This is a genomic window from Amycolatopsis sp. Hca4 (assembly GCF_013364075.1).
Classification (GTDB): Bacteria; Actinomycetota; Actinomycetes; order Mycobacteriales; family Pseudonocardiaceae; genus Amycolatopsis.
On record NZ_CP054925.1, the window covers coordinates 10141549 to 10154804 of the forward strand.

Below are 13256 nucleotides of genomic sequence, written 5' to 3' on the forward strand. Positions count from 1 at the left end.
ACGGCACCCTCCCCGGGGGAGTTTCCCGGCTCCTTCGGCGGGTAGCCGCCGAGGGTGCTCGACGTGCTGACCTCCTCCGCCGCGCCGCTGGACCTGCTGGCGGCGCGGGACCAGATGGCCATTTCGCTGGGCTGGCACATCATCCTCGCCTGCCTGGGCGTCGGGATGCCCGCGCTGACGCTGTTCGCGGAGTGGCGCGGGCTGCGCACCGGGGACGAGGCCTACCTCGTCCTGGCCCGGCGGTGGGCCAAGGCGATGGGCGTGCTGTTCGCCGTCGGGGCGGTGTCGGGCACAATCCTCAGCTTCGAGATGGGCATCCTGTGGCCCGGCCTGATGGGCACGTACGGCCAGGTGATCGGTCTGCCGTTCACCATGGAGGGCATCGCGTTCTTCGTCGAGGCGATCTTCCTCGGCATCTACCTCTACGCGTGGGACCGCCTCCCGCCGCGGCGGCACCTGCTCGCCGGTGTCCCCATCGTCGTCGCCGGGGTCGCGTCGGCGTTCTTCGTGGTGAGCGCGAACGCCTGGATGAACCAGCCGCGCGGGTTCGACCTCGCATCCGGCCGGGTCACCGGCGTCGACCCGTGGGCGGCGATGTTCAACCCGGCGACCCCGCCGGAGACGATCCACATGATCCTCGCCGCGTTCATGGTCAGCGGCTACCTGATCAGCAGCGTCTACGCGGTGGGCATGCTGCGCGGGCGGCGGGATCGCCACCACCGGCTCGGCCTGCTGATCCCCTTGACGTTCGCCGCGGTGCTCACCCCGCTGCAGATCGCCGCGGGCGACTACGCCGCGCGGTTCCTGGCCGGCAACCAGCCCGCCAAGCTCGCCGCGCTCGAAGGGGTCTACCGCACCGGCTCGCACGTCCCGCTGACCCTCGGCGGCGTACCGGTGGGCGACGAACTGCGCTACGGCCTGGAAGTCCCGAACGGGTTGTCGCTGCTGGTGGGGGACAGCCCGGGCACGGTGATCACCGGGCTCGACCGGACGCCGGTGGCCGACCGGCCCCCGGTGGCGATCGTGCACCTGTCCTTCGACGTGATGGTCGGCATCGGGTTCGCGCTCCTCGCACTCGGTGCCTGGCTGGCGCTGGTGTGGTGGCGTCGCCGGGACGTGCCGCGTCCGCGGTGGTTCCTGCGCGCGGTCGCGGTCAGCGGCGTCGCCGCCTGCTGCGCGCTGGAGGCCGGGTGGGTGACCACCGAAGTCGGGCGCCAGCCCTGGATCGTCTGGGGCCACCTGCGGACGGCCGATGCCGTGAACCCCGCGCCGGGCCTGCTGACCGGGCTGATCGTCGTGCTCGCGGTGTACGTCGTGCCGACGATCGGGACGGTGTACGTGCTGCGCCGGATGGCCCGCACCGACCGGCGCACGGCACCGCAGGAAGCGGGGACGCCGTCATGACCCTGGCCGACTGGTCCGTCGCCGTCCTCTGGGTCGGGCTGACGCTGTACGTGCTCCTCGCCGGGGCGGACTTCGGCGCCGGGTTCTGGGACCTGTTCGCGGGTGGCCCGGAGCGGGGGAGGGACCAGCGGGAGCTGCTGGAGCACGCGATCGGGCCGGTGTGGGAAGCGAACCACGTGTGGCTGATCTTCGTGCTCGTCACGCTGTGGAGCACGTTCCCGCCGGCGTTCGCCGCCGTGATGTCCACTTTGTACATTCCGCTGACGCTCGTGGCGCTCGGGATCATCATCCGCGGCGCGGCCTTCGCCTTCCGCAAGGCCAGCGACACCCTGGCCCTGCAGCGGCTCTTCGGGGCCGCGTTCGCCGTTTCCTCCGTGCTGACCCCGCTCTTCCTCGGCACGGTGGCCGGCGGCATCGCCTCGGGCCGGGTCCCGATCGTGATCGCCGGCGGCGATCTGCTGACGAGCTGGCTGAACCCGACGTCCGTGCTGGGCGGCGTCCTCGCGGTCGGCGCGGCGGCGTACCTGGCCGCGACCTACCTCTGCGCCGACGCCCGGCGCGCCGGGAATCCCCGCCTCGCCGAGGCGTTCCGCCGCCGGGCCCTGGTGACCGGGCTCGCGCTGGGGGTGATCGCGGCGGCCGGGATCCCGGTGCTGGCCACCGACGCCCCGCGGCTGTTCGACGGCCTGACCCACCGCGGCCTCCCGGTCATCGTCGTCTCGGCGCTGTCGGGCGCGGTGTCACTGGTGTTGCTGCTGCGCCGCCGGTACCTGGCGGTGCGGATCACGGCGGCGCTCGCGGTGGGGACCCTGCTCTGGGGCTGGGCCGCCGGGCAGTACCCGTACCTGCTGGAACCGGACGTCACGATCGCCGAAGGCGCGGCCACCCCGGCGGTGCTGTCGGCGACGCTCACCGTCCTGGGCATCGGGGCGCTCGTGCTCGTGCCGTCCCTGTGGTGGTTGTTCAGCCTGTTCCAACGTCCCGCCGAAAGGAGCGTGCCGGAATGGCGACGCGCATCGTGACCACCAGCCGCCCGATGACGGCCGACGCCGACATCGTCCTCAACACCGCATCCGACGCCACCCGCGCGAAGGCGTGGCTGCCGGGCCACGTCGGCGACATCGCGTTGCGTGCCGCCGAGGGCCGGGTGGAGTGGCGTGCGGCCGGTCGCGACGGCCTCGCCGGCCGGCTGCGGGTGATCGGCAGCGGGACCGGGGCCAGCGAGGCGGAGCTGGAGGTGGAGGTCGACGAGTCGGCCGACCCCGCCGAGGTCCGTGAGACCCTCGACGGGGCCCTTCGCGCCCTGGCGGCCGAGGTGGACCAGAACTTCAACGTCAGCTGACGGCCCGCGTGAGGGTGGGAGCAGCGCACCCTGGTCGCCCCCGGCCGGCTCCGGGGACGCTGGAAGCATGGACGACGAACGGACTCCCGTCATCGGGATGTGGGTGACCGCCGACGGTCACATCCGCCAGGAACTGCGACCCGACGGCCGTTACGACGAGGCTCGAGGACGCACGAAGAGCGCGTACACGGGCAGCTACACGGTCACGGGCAACCACATCGACTACGTCGACGACACCGGGTTCACCGCGACCGGCGACCTCCGCGAAGGCGTGCTGTACCACGAGCACCTCGTCCTCTACCGCGAGGAGAGCTGAACCGCCGGAGGTGAGGTCACCACCGGGGAGCGGCGCGACGAGCGTGTCGCCGCGCCGCTCCGAGGTGAAGCGCTGCTGGTCTTCGCAAGGGCTTCAGGTCAACGTGGTGGCTTCGACGATCAACGGCTGCGCCGGCGGGCAGACCGCAGCCGAGATGACCCCTGCCGCGCCTTCCTGAACGCTGACCCAGACCGGGCCTTGGACGAGTGCCGTCCACGGTGAACCGGGGGAGCTCTTGCAGCCGATGAGGACCTTGAAATGACCGGTGCCTCCCCAGCACCTGGTCCAGGAGCTCCGCAGCACGTAGTCGATGTTCGCGGCGGAGTTCGTGCACGCTGTCGGCGCGGCGGAGGCCGGCGTCGCGGAGTTCACCGCCAATCCGGCGGCGACCAGGGGAAGCAGGACTGCTGCGACCCCGGCTCGTCTGATGGTGCGTCCCATTCCGGTGGCCCCTTTCTGTGCGGATCAGAGGTTGACGAACAGCCAGTAGGGTTGGTCGTCGACGGGAACGTACGAGCACGTGTAGTCGGACCAGGCGCCGCCGAGGACCCCCAGCGCGCCAGTGTTGTTGCACGTTCGCGAGCTCGCGTAGGACTGCCAGAAAACCCACTGCTTGGCCGCCGTCTTCGCCGCTGCCGGTGATGTCCCGGCAGCGGGCACGGCCGACGCCGGCGCGACTCCCACGGCAATGGACAAGGCGACGGGCGCCGCCAGAACCGCAATCGATCTCGCTATGGCGCGCATCTGCAGATCTCCCCTCGTGAATGCGCTTGCTGGGCCTTTCCCAGTTTCTGCTGCGCGGTTCACCCTGTCGTCAGCACCGGGCGCACAGTCGTACGCACCCAGCGCACATTGACAGGTCTCGCTACCCTGGAAGCGCGTCGGGGGAAGCGGGAGCCATGCTCACTGTGTTCGACAGTGCCACGATTGCCGCACGAGACCGCCTGGAGGCTTGGCGGAATGTCACCGCTGCCTCACTGATTTCCACGGTGCTCGACATCCCGGACCCGGAAGTGTTCACCGCCCGCCTCCGTGCCATGCCGCTCGGCAAAGCACAGATCTCTTCCATGACCTACACATCACTGTTTTCGCGGCGATCGCCGAGGGAAATCCGCCGGTCCGACCCCGAGTACGTCCAAATCGCGCTGACCCGGGCCGGCCGCCAGGGCATCGAGCAGAACAACGCCAGTGCACTGCTGGGTCCCGGTGGCCTCGTCGTCTACGACAGCTCCATGCCGTTCGAGGCGGTGGTCGACAGCGGGACCTCGGCGGTGGACATGGTGCAACTGCAGTTCCCCAGGAAACTGGTTCCCCTGCCCGCCCGTCAAGTCGCCGATCTCTGCGCCGTTCCGCTGCCCGGAACCGAAGGTGTCGGCCGCGTACTCGCTGCCTTCCTCACCGCTGTGGCCGACGGCCACCCCTGCTGCACCGCACGCGACGCACAGCGCCTGGAGACCATCGCGGTGGACCTCACGACCGCTGTGCTCGCTCACCACCTGGACCGGGACAACCCGCCGCTGCGCTCCCACACGCATGTCCTCTACCTGCGCATCATCGCCTTCGTCGAAGAGCACCTGCACCACCCGGAGCTGCGTCCCGCCACGATCGCCGCCGCCCATCGGATCTCCCCGCGCTACCTGCACCGCATCTTCCAGCAGCACCACCCGGTCAGCGTCGCGGCCCACATCCGGACCCGTCGCCTGGACCGGGCCTGCCGCGATTTGGCCGACCCGTGCCTCGACCACGTCACCATCGCGGCCATCGCCCGCCGCTGGGGTTTCTCCCGCCCAGCCGACTTCAGCCGCGCCTTCCACCGCCACACCGGCATCCCGCCCCGCGACTATCGCAACGGCAGACTGGAGGAGGCGCAGTCCGTGGGCGGTCCGGCCACGGACTGACACCGGGTCGGGGAACCCGGAAGCGGCGTCGTGGCAAAGAGGGGGCATGACGTCGTTGCGTTCTGTGGGAGACAGCGATCCGCCCGTCGTGGGCTCGGACGCCGAGCTGGTGACCGGGGATGCCGAGCAGTTCGGGCTGTTGTTCGATCGCCACGCCGGGGCGCTGCACCGGTACTGCGCCGGCCGGGTCGGGGCCGAGGTGGCGGAGGACGTTGTCGCCGACGTGTTCTGCGTGGCCTTCAAGCAGCGGGACCGGTATGACGCCGACCGGGCGAACGCCCTGCCCTGGCTGTACGGGATCGCCACCAACCTGCTGCGGCGGCGGTGGCGGCAGGAAGCGGCCCGGTATCGCGCCATGGCGAAGGCCGTGCCGCCCCTTGCCGGGGGTGATGAACCCGCCCTGCGGGCTGTCGAGCGGACCCATGCCGCCGAATACGTCCGGCTGATCACCTCGGCTCTCGGGCAGATGCCGCGCCGGCAGCGGGACGTGCTCCTGCTCTTCGCGTTGGCTGACCTCGACTACGGCGAGATCGCCACCGCGCTCGCGATCCCGGTCGGGACCGTGCGCTCCGCCCTGCACCGGGCCAGGAAACGGCTGCGTGACGTCCTCCCCGCCCACGCCGACACCTCCCAGGAGATGACCTCATGACCACCCGGCAGGCACCGGACGACCAGCACGAGATCACCCTGCTCCGGTCCGTCCTCGACACCCCCGCCCCGGACAGCGCCAGCCTCGCCAGGATGCGCGCCAAAGCCTTCCGGCCGAGGCCGGCGCCCCGCCACCGCGGGCGCCTGGTGCTCGCCGCCGCGGCGGTCACGCTGGTCGCGGGCCTGGGCGTCACCCTCGCCGTGCAGCCGACCGGCGGCGACCCGACCGCACAGCCGACCGGCGGCGGCCCGACCGCGCTTCCGGCCGGCGGGGATCCGGCCCGTCCCGCCCCGCTCGTCGGCGCGGACACCCCGGCTCGCGAGGCGCTGATCACGCTCGCCGCGCACACCGGCGACCTCCGCCCGCTGGCGGTCCGGCCCGGCCAGTTCGTCTACTCGCACCTGCGCGGCCAAGTGGTGACCGGGATCCCGGTGGGCGCGGACGGCGAGGCCCAGGTGGTCTCGGAGAACGAGACCAAGGCGTGGTTCGCCGCGGACGGGCTGCAGACGGTGCGCATGGAGCTGACGACCGGCCTCGGCGCCCACCCGTCGACGGACGCGGACGCGCGCAAACTCGCCGACCACGGCAAGCCCCTGCCCAAGCCGCACACGCAGGTGTACCCGAACCCGAACGGCGATCCGAAGGAACAACTGCCGGTCGCCCAGCCGAAGGAACCGGGCGTCGACCACCCCACGCTGTCCTGGGTGGCGAGCCTGCCCACCGACCCGGAGCGGCTGCTCGCGGTGTTCCGGGCCGCCGCGGGCACGAGCACCAAGCACGACGCCGACTACCTGACCTTCAAGACCGCCGCCGGCTTCGCCGCCCGTGCCGACGCGCTGCTCACACCGGCGGTCCGCACGGCGTTGTACCGGGCCATCGCCCTGCTGCCGGGCATCGAGCGGGTCCCGGGCCAGGTCGACCTGACCGGCCGCGCCGGCGTGGCCATCGGGCGGAACGGGGAAGGCTTCCGCTCCGAGATCATCCTCGACCCGGTGACGTCCCGGGTGATCGGCACCAGGATGGTCGCGACGGGCGGGGCCGACTGGCCGGCGGGGACGGTGATCGCCTGGTCCAGCACCGACCAGGTGGTCGTCGACGCGGTGGGGGCGACCTCGTGAGGCGTCCGGGCAGACGACGCTCCGCGGTGCTGGCCGTCGTCGCGCTCGCCGCCGTGGTCTCGCCACCGGCCGCGAACGCCGTCGCCGTCGCCGCACCGGCGCGGGCGGCCGGGAAGACCGTCACCCTCGTGACCGGCGACCGGGTGACGCTCACCGGCCGGGACGACGTCCGGGTGCGGCCCGCGCCGGGCCGGGAGCACGTCGGTTTCGAGCAGCGGATCGACGAGAACGGCCACAGCGTCGTGGTGCCGCACGACGTCGCGGCGCTCGTCGCGGGCGGACAGCTCGACCCGCGGCTGTTCGACGTCTCGGCACTGGTCGAGGCCGGCTACCACGACGAAGCCCGGCGGGACCTGCCGCTGGTGGTCACCCGCACCGGCGCCACCGCCATCCGCCCGGCCAAGGACGCGCTGTCGTCGGTGTGGGCCGCGCTGGACGCCGGGGGCGGGACGACGCTGTCGCCCGGGGTCCGGCGGGTGGCGCTCGACGGCCCGGTGCACGTCGACCTGGACCACAGCGTGCCGCAGATCGGGGCGCCGCAGGCCTGGCAAGCCGGGTACACCGGCCGCGGGACGACCGTCGCCGTCCTCGACACCGGCATCGACGCCACGCACCCGGACCTCGCCGACGCGGTGGCCGGGACCAGGGACTTCACCGGGAGCCCCGGCGGCAGCGACGACCGGACCGGGCACGGCACGCACGTCGCGTCGATCATCACGGGCAGCGGAGCGGCGTCGGACGGCCGGTTCCGGGGCGTCGCACCCGACACCCGGCTCCTGGTGGGGAAGGTGCTCGACGACCACGGCGACGGCACCGAATCGTCGGTCGTCGAGGGTATGGAGTGGGCGGTGGCGCAGGGGGCCGACGTCATCGCGATGAGCCTGAGCGGGTCGGTGGCCGGCGGCAAGGACCCGGGCGTGGACCTCCTGTCGGAGGCGGTGAACCGGCTCACCGCGCAGTCGGGCGCCCTGTTCGTGGTCTCCGCCGGGAACCGCGGCCCGCGCGCCGGGTCGGTCGGCAGCCCCGGCGTCGCGGACGCCGCGCTGACGGTCGGGGCGGTCGACGGCGACGACGCGCCGGCCGAGTTCTCCGGCCGCGGCCCGCGCGCCGGCGACGGCGCGATCAAGCCGGACCTCACCGCGCCGGGGGTGGGCATCGTCGCCGCCCGCGCGAAGAACGGGTCCCTCGGGACGCCGGTCGACGCCGGGTACACGGCCATGTCCGGCACGTCGATGTCGGCACCGCACGTGGCCGGCGCGGCGGCGATCCTCGCCGGGATGCACCCGGACTGGGACGCGGCGCTGCTGAAGGCCGCGCTGATGGGCAGCGCCGCGCCCCGCGACGGGCTGACGGTGTACGAACAGGGCGCCGGCCGGGTCGACGTCGCCAGGGCGGTCGGCCAGCCCGTGCTGGCCACCCCGGCGAGCGTGTCCCTCGGCGAGGCCCGGTGGCCGCACGAGGACGACGCACCGATCCCGACGGTCCTGACCTACCGGAACACCGGCACCACCCCGGTCACCCTGGACCTGGCCGTGGCCGTGCGGGACGCGGCCGGGAACCCGGCGCCCGCCGGGATGTTCACCGTGGCGCCGCGCACCCTCGAGGTCCCCGCGGGTGGTCAGGCCACCGCGACACTGACCGCGGACACCGCGGTCGACGGCCCGGACGGCACCTACGGCGGCACGGTCGTCGCCACCGGCGGCGGGAACGTGGTCCGCACCCCGCTCGGCCTCCAGCGGGAGGCCGAGCGCCACGACGTCGAGCTCGGCTTCCGCGACTGGCACGGAAACCCCGCGCAGCTCGCCGACTACCGCTTCGTCGGCCTCGACCAGCCCTCGGCGTACCTGGCCACCGTGACGACCGGGTCCGCCGTCGTCCGGCTGCCACCCGGCCGGTACTTCTTCCACGCCACCGTCCTCGGCCGCAACGCCGGCAACGAGCTGATCCGGGCGCTGTTCGCCGAACCGGAGATCACCGTCACCGGGGACACGAGGATGGCCATCGACGCCCGGGACGCCCAACCCGTCGGCATGCGGGTCGACCGGCCGGACGCCGGCGACTCCGAGACGATCCAGTCGTTCCTGCGCACGACTTCCTCCGGCGAGACGGGCTTCCGCACCTTCGGTTCGTTCGACAAGGTGTGGGTGCGTCCCTCGGCCACCAGCGCACCCGGGTTCACGTTCACCGCGGAGGGGCTGTTCGCCCGGCGCGACGGGCAGGGCGGCTTCACCGGCAGTCCGTACCTGTACCACCTCCGGTGGGCCGAGCGGGGCCGCGTGCCGGCCGAGCTCGTGCGGCACTTCGCCGACCGCGACCTCGCCACCGTCCGGTCGACGCACGCCGCGAGCGGCAGCGGGGAAACCGGCGAACGCGATTACACGGTGCGGGCGCCCCTTCCGTTCACGCTCCAGGAGTTCTACAGCCCCGGCACGCCCTGGGAGCGCTTCTTGGGCAAGCCCGCGGAAAAGCCGCTGTACGAGTGGTCCACGCAGGCCGTGCCGAGGACGTTCCGGCGGGGCGAGTCCGTGGCCGAGCACTGGAACTCCGGGGTGTTGGGGCCGGCCTTCCCGCCGTATCCCGGTTCGCCGGCGGAATGGGCGGGCCGGACCGGTGACACGGTGCACTTCGACCTGTCGCCGTTCAGCGACCCGTCGTCCGGTCACTATGGACAGTCGGTGACGGAATCCGCCGAAACCGTGCTGTACCGGGGAGACGAGCGGATCGGCAGCCGGCCGTGGGTGGGCTACCACGAGTTCGACGTGCCACCGGGGGAGAGCCCGTACCGGCTGCACAGCGAGGCGGAGCGGAGCGGCTCGGCCGAGCTGTCCACGAAGGTCGTCGCGGACTGGACGTTCCGCTCGGGCACCGTGCCGGGCACCCGGGTGCGGCCCGTCCCGATGATGGCCGTGCGGTTCACGCCGCGGCTGGACGACCGCAACCGCGCGCCAAGCGGTGTCCCGTTCCTCGTTCCGGTGCGGGTGGAGCACACCGACGAGCACGCCCGCATCACGTCGTTGACGGTCCGGGTGTCCTACGACGACGGCGGCACCTGGCAGGCCGTGCCGGTGCTGCGCAGCGGCGGGGAGTGGCTCGCCGGCCTGCGGCACCCCGCCGGGGCCGCCTTCGTGTCGCTGCGGGCCACCGCGACCGACGGTGCGGGCGACACCGTCGACCAGACGATCATCCGGGGGTACCGGCTGAAGTAGCACCCCCGATGCGCGCGGCAGCCGTTCGCCCACAGGTGAACGGCTGCCCGCCCCGAACCGGTCAAGCCGTGAAGCCGCCGTCCACCGGGAGGATGACTCCGCTGAGGTGGCTCGCCCGGTCGCTCAGCAGGAACGCCGCCGTCGAGCCGACTTCCGTGCCCGTGCCCGCCTTGCGCAACGGCGTCGCCGCGATGCGGGCTTCCACCCCACCCGGGATGGTGCGGCGCAGCTCGTCCAGCATCGGGGTCTCCGTCGGGCCGGGGGCGAGCGCGTTGACCCGGATGCCCAGTGGCCCGAAGTCGTGGGCGGCCGTGCGGGTCAGGCCGATCACCGCGTGCTTCGTCGCCTGGTAGGCGCCCATGCCCGGGCTTCCCCGCAGGCCGCCGATGCTGCTCACGTTCACGATCGAGCCGGCGCCCCGGCCCTCCATCGCCGCGACCTCCGCGCGCAGGCACAGCCAGGTGCCCTTCACGTTCACCGCCATGATCCGGTCGAAGTCCGCTTCGGACACCCGGTCGAGCCGTCCGCCGCCGCCCATCGCCGCGTTGTTGAACGCGCCGTCCAGGCGGCCGAAGCGCGAGACCGTCGCCGCCACGAAACCGTCCACATCGGACGCCGACGAGACGTCGCCCGTCGTGTACGCGACGTCGTGGTCGGAAAGCTCGGCGGCCAGTTTCGCCAGGGGCTCTTCGTGCCGGGCCACCAGCATCACCGAAGCACCGTCCGCAGCGAACACGCGCGCCGCGTCCGCGCCGATGCCCGAACCGGCCCCGACGACCAGGACCACCTTTCCGGTCAGCAAGCTCATGCGTTTCCTCCACGAAGTGCCAGCATCGCGCGGGCGTCGGCGGGGGTGGCGACGGGTTTCCCGAGATCTTCCACCACCGCCCGGATCTTGCGGACCTGCTGGGCGTTGCTCTCCGCGAGCTTCCCCTTGCCGATCCACAGGCTGTCCTCCAGGCCGACCCGCACGTGCCCGCCGAGCCACGCGCTGTGCGTGCCGAAGCTCATCTGGTCGCGGCCGGCGGCGAACGCCGAGAACACGTAGTCGTCGCCGAAGAGCTTGTCCGCGATCCGCACCATGTGCTCGAGGTTCGCGTGGTCGGCGCCGATCCCGCCGAGGACGCCGAACACGCCCTGGATCAGCAACGGCGGTTTCGCCAGGCCGAGCTCGGCGAAGTACGCCAGCGAGTACAGGTGCCCGATGTCGTAGCACTCGTACTCGAACCGGGTCCCGGACTCGCCGAGCGTCCGCAGCGTGTGCTCGATCTTGTCGAAGGTGTTCACGAACGGCTTCGAGTAGGTGTTGAGCACGTACGGCTTTTCCCAGCCGTGCTTCCACTCCGTCACCTTGCCGGCGATGCCGGAGTAGACGAAGTTCATCGACCCCATGTTCAGCGACGCCAGCTCGGGCCGCAGCCGGTAGGCGGCGGCGAGCCGCTCGTCCATCGTCATCGAGGACGCGCCGCCGGTGGTGATGTTGATGACGGCGTCGGTCTCCGCGGTGATCCGCCCGACGATCTTCTCGAACACACCGGGATCGGGGGTGGGCCGCCCGTCCGGCTCCCGGGCGTGCAGGTGCACGACGGCCGACCCCGCCTCGACGGCCTCCAGCGCGGCGTCGGCGACTTCGTCGGCGGACAAGGGCAGGTACGGGCTCTGCGACGGGATGTTCACCGAGCCGGTGATCGCGGTGGTGATGATGACTTTTTCGGCCGTGCGCATCAATCCTCCTGGGGCGCGAGCGCCCGGTAGGCGTCGAGCTTCGCGTCGTCGAGCGGGCCGACCGGCGTCAGCGCCACCTGGGTGGCGCCGGCTTCGTACTGCGCTCGCACCGCCTCACGCACCTGGCCGGGGGTGCCGCAGGCGACGAGCGCGTCGAGCAGCCGGTCGGAGCCCGGCGGCGCGAGGTCGGCGTCGGTGAAGCCGAGCCGCTTCAGCTTCGCGAGCTGGTGGGGAAGTGTCAGGTAGTAGGCGAGCCGGTCGCGCGCGACCTCGCGGGCGGCGGTGCGCGTACGGCCCACCACGGCCCACTGGACCACCGACAGGAACAGGTCCGGGCCGACCGTCTCCCGCGCCCACCGGGTGTGCTCCGGCGTGACGAGGAAGGTGATCAGCCCGTCGGCGCGCTCGGCCGCGAGCCGGGTGATCCCGGCCGAGTACGCGCCGAGGACCCGCGGCACGCCGTGTGCCACCTTGTCGACGCCGTCGAGGTACTCCCGCAGGAACGGCAGCGGTCCGACCCCGCGTTCCCGGACCGCTCCGCTGATCCCGAGCCCCAGCACGTACCGCCCGGGGTACCCGGCGGCGAGGTCCCGGGCCGCCGAGCCCGCCGACTTCGGCACGCGCTCGAGGGCCCGGGCGACGCCGTTGCCGACGATCAACCGCTCGGTGGCGGAAAGGACCAGCGCCGCGGTCGTGAACGCCTCGCGGCCGGTGACCTCGGGAATCCACACCATCCGGTGGCCGAAGTCCTCGAGCGCCCGCACGAACCGGATGACCCCGTCGTGGTCGAGGCCGTCCAGCTCGGCGATCGACAACGCCGTGCGCGGCAGCGAGAGCGTCATGCGGTCGCGTCCCGGAACGCCGTGACCAGGCCTCGGGCGGCCTCGGCCAGCATCGTCGTGTCGTTGCCGAGCAGGACGAAGTCGCAGCCGTCCCGCACCGCCCGCGCGGCCTTCTCCGGCACCCCGCCGAACGCGAGCCCGCACTTCTTCCCGGCGTCGTGCGCGGCCGAGATCGCCGAGGCGATCAGGTCGAGCACGTCGGGGGACGCAGGCGTCGACCCCATCGACATCGACAGGTCCGCCGCGCCGACGAACACCGCGTCCACGGTGTCCAGCGCGAGCATCTCCGGCGCGGCCTTGATCGCCTCGACGCTTTCCAGCTGCGGGATGCACAGCACGTCGTCGTTGCCGGTGGCCAGGTACTCGGCGTTCGGCCGCAGCCCCCACGCCCCGGCCCGGCTGGTGCCGCCGGCGCCGCGGCCGCCGTGGGGCGGGAACCGGCACGCCCGCCCGACGGCCGCCGCCTCTTCGACGGTGTCCACGTGGGGCACCAGGATGCCCATTGCTCCGGCGTCGAGGATCTTCTGGATCGTCGACGGCGTCTTGTCCGGCACCCGCACCAGCGGCGTCATGCCGAGCGCGGCGGCGGTGTTGAGCAGCCGGTACGCCGTCACCAGGTCCAGCGGCGCGTGTTCGAGGTCGACGACCACGAAGTCGAACCCGGCGAACGCCATGATCTCGGCCGGCTCGGTCGAAGCGATCTTCAGCCAGGTGCCCACGGGAGTGTGCGGGCGGGTGAACAAGCCGCCCCCGGTC

General features: G+C 72.6%; 14 protein-coding genes. 8 read left to right on the top strand and 6 right to left on the bottom strand.

Going from position 1 to position 13256, the window contains the following annotated elements; genetic code table 11:
* Positions 1-63: 63 nt before the first annotated feature.
* The 4 genes from HUT10_RS45935 to HUT10_RS45950 all read left to right on the top strand — a co-directional run bounded on the left by HUT10_RS45935 (position 64) and on the right by HUT10_RS45950 (position 3062).
* On the top strand, positions 64-1404 hold the full coding sequence (locus HUT10_RS45935; protein ID WP_254897326.1) for a cytochrome ubiquinol oxidase subunit I: 1341 nt from the start codon (positions 64-66) through the stop codon (positions 1402-1404).
* Positions 1401-2426, top strand: coding sequence for a cytochrome d ubiquinol oxidase subunit II (locus HUT10_RS45940; protein ID WP_176176952.1), 1026 nt, complete (start codon positions 1401-1403; stop codon positions 2424-2426). Before HUT10_RS45935 ends, HUT10_RS45940 begins: the two co-directional genes overlap by 4 nt.
* Positions 2408-2746 (top strand): hypothetical protein, encoded by a 339-nt coding sequence (locus HUT10_RS45945; protein ID WP_176176953.1) that lies wholly within the window; start codon positions 2408-2410, stop codon positions 2744-2746. Before HUT10_RS45940 ends, HUT10_RS45945 begins: the two co-directional genes overlap by 19 nt.
* Before the next feature lie 67 nt (positions 2747-2813).
* Positions 2814-3062: an Atu4866 domain-containing protein gene (locus HUT10_RS45950; RefSeq protein WP_176176954.1), complete on the top strand. Its 249-nt coding sequence runs from the start codon at positions 2814-2816 to the stop codon at positions 3060-3062.
* A gap of 93 nt (positions 3063-3155) precedes the next feature.
* Here HUT10_RS45950 and HUT10_RS45955 read toward each other — a convergent pair whose 3' ends face one another.
* Together HUT10_RS45955 and HUT10_RS45960 are read right to left on the bottom strand one after the other, a co-directional pair.
* Positions 3156-3503, bottom strand: coding sequence for a hypothetical protein (locus HUT10_RS45955; RefSeq protein ID WP_176176955.1), 348 nt, complete (start codon positions 3501-3503; stop codon positions 3156-3158).
* A gap of 24 nt (positions 3504-3527) precedes the next feature.
* Positions 3528-3746, bottom strand: a complete 219-nt coding sequence (locus tag HUT10_RS45960) for a hypothetical protein (RefSeq protein WP_176176956.1) — start codon at positions 3744-3746, stop codon at positions 3528-3530.
* 215 nt (positions 3747-3961) lie between these two features.
* Here HUT10_RS45960 and HUT10_RS45965 point away from each other — a divergent pair, with 215 nt between their 5' ends.
* From HUT10_RS45965 to HUT10_RS45980, 4 genes are read left to right on the top strand one after another with little or no spacing between them, the layout of a single operon-like run.
* A complete protein-coding gene (locus tag HUT10_RS45965) occupies positions 3962-4960 on the top strand; it encodes a helix-turn-helix domain-containing protein (protein ID WP_176176957.1) in 999 nt (332 codons plus the stop codon).
* A gap of 46 nt (positions 4961-5006) precedes the next feature.
* A complete protein-coding gene (locus HUT10_RS45970) occupies positions 5007-5609 on the top strand; it encodes an RNA polymerase sigma factor (RefSeq protein WP_176176958.1) in 603 nt (200 codons plus the stop codon).
* Positions 5606-6727 (top strand): CU044_5270 family protein, encoded by a 1122-nt coding sequence (locus HUT10_RS45975; protein WP_176176959.1) that lies wholly within the window; start codon positions 5606-5608, stop codon positions 6725-6727. Before HUT10_RS45970 ends, HUT10_RS45975 begins: the two co-directional genes overlap by 4 nt.
* The gene (locus HUT10_RS45980; protein WP_176176960.1) at positions 6724-9933 is read left to right on the top strand and encodes a S8 family peptidase; all 3210 of its coding nucleotides are present in this window, start codon (positions 6724-6726) and stop codon (positions 9931-9933) included. Before HUT10_RS45975 ends, HUT10_RS45980 begins: the two co-directional genes overlap by 4 nt.
* A 61-nt stretch (positions 9934-9994) precedes the next feature.
* On the opposite strand, the gene HUT10_RS45985 is transcribed toward HUT10_RS45980, so the two are convergent.
* From HUT10_RS45985 to HUT10_RS46000, 4 genes are read right to left on the bottom strand one after another with little or no spacing between them, the layout of a single operon-like run.
* Positions 9995-10741 carry an SDR family NAD(P)-dependent oxidoreductase gene (locus HUT10_RS45985; RefSeq protein WP_176176961.1) on the bottom strand — a complete coding sequence of 249 codons (747 nt, stop codon included), beginning with the start codon at positions 10739-10741 and terminating at the stop codon, positions 9995-9997.
* Positions 10738-11658, bottom strand: coding sequence for a 3-keto-5-aminohexanoate cleavage protein (locus HUT10_RS45990; RefSeq protein ID WP_176176962.1), 921 nt, complete (start codon positions 11656-11658; stop codon positions 10738-10740). The genes HUT10_RS45985 and HUT10_RS45990 overlap by 4 nt, the downstream gene beginning before the upstream one ends.
* On the bottom strand, positions 11658-12500 hold the full coding sequence (locus HUT10_RS45995) for an LLM class flavin-dependent oxidoreductase (RefSeq protein ID WP_176176963.1): 843 nt from the start codon (positions 12498-12500) through the stop codon (positions 11658-11660). Before HUT10_RS45995 ends, HUT10_RS45990 begins: the two co-directional genes overlap by 1 nt.
* A complete protein-coding gene (locus tag HUT10_RS46000; protein ID WP_254897327.1) occupies positions 12497-13219 on the bottom strand; it encodes an HpcH/HpaI aldolase/citrate lyase family protein in 723 nt (240 codons plus the stop codon). The genes HUT10_RS45995 and HUT10_RS46000 overlap by 4 nt, the downstream gene beginning before the upstream one ends.
* Positions 13220-13256: the final 37 nt, after the last annotated feature.

Bases quoted from the DNA above. Each gene is read 5' to 3' on its own strand.
- HUT10_RS45940 (WP_176176952.1), top strand. From the start codon at position 1,401: ATGACCCTGGCCGACTGGTCCGTCGCCGTCCTCTGGGTCGGGCTGACG.
- HUT10_RS45945 (WP_176176953.1), top strand. From the start codon at position 2,408: ATGGCGACGCGCATCGTGACCACCAGCCGCCCGATGACGGCCGACGCC.
- HUT10_RS45950 (WP_176176954.1), top strand. From the start codon at position 2,814: ATGGACGACGAACGGACTCCCGTCATCGGGATGTGGGTGACCGCCGAC.
- HUT10_RS45955 (WP_176176955.1), bottom strand. From the start codon at position 3,503: ATGGGACGCACCATCAGACGAGCCGGGGTCGCAGCAGTCCTGCTTCCC.
- HUT10_RS45965 (WP_176176957.1), top strand. From the start codon at position 3,962: ATGCTCACTGTGTTCGACAGTGCCACGATTGCCGCACGAGACCGCCTG.
- HUT10_RS45970 (WP_176176958.1), top strand. From the start codon at position 5,007: ATGACGTCGTTGCGTTCTGTGGGAGACAGCGATCCGCCCGTCGTGGGC.
- HUT10_RS45975 (WP_176176959.1), top strand. From the start codon at position 5,606: ATGACCACCCGGCAGGCACCGGACGACCAGCACGAGATCACCCTGCTC.
- HUT10_RS45985 (WP_176176961.1), bottom strand. From the start codon at position 10,741: ATGAGCTTGCTGACCGGAAAGGTGGTCCTGGTCGTCGGGGCCGGTTCG.
- HUT10_RS45990 (WP_176176962.1), bottom strand. From the start codon at position 11,658: ATGCGCACGGCCGAAAAAGTCATCATCACCACCGCGATCACCGGCTCG.
- HUT10_RS45995 (WP_176176963.1), bottom strand. From the start codon at position 12,500: ATGACGCTCTCGCTGCCGCGCACGGCGTTGTCGATCGCCGAGCTGGAC.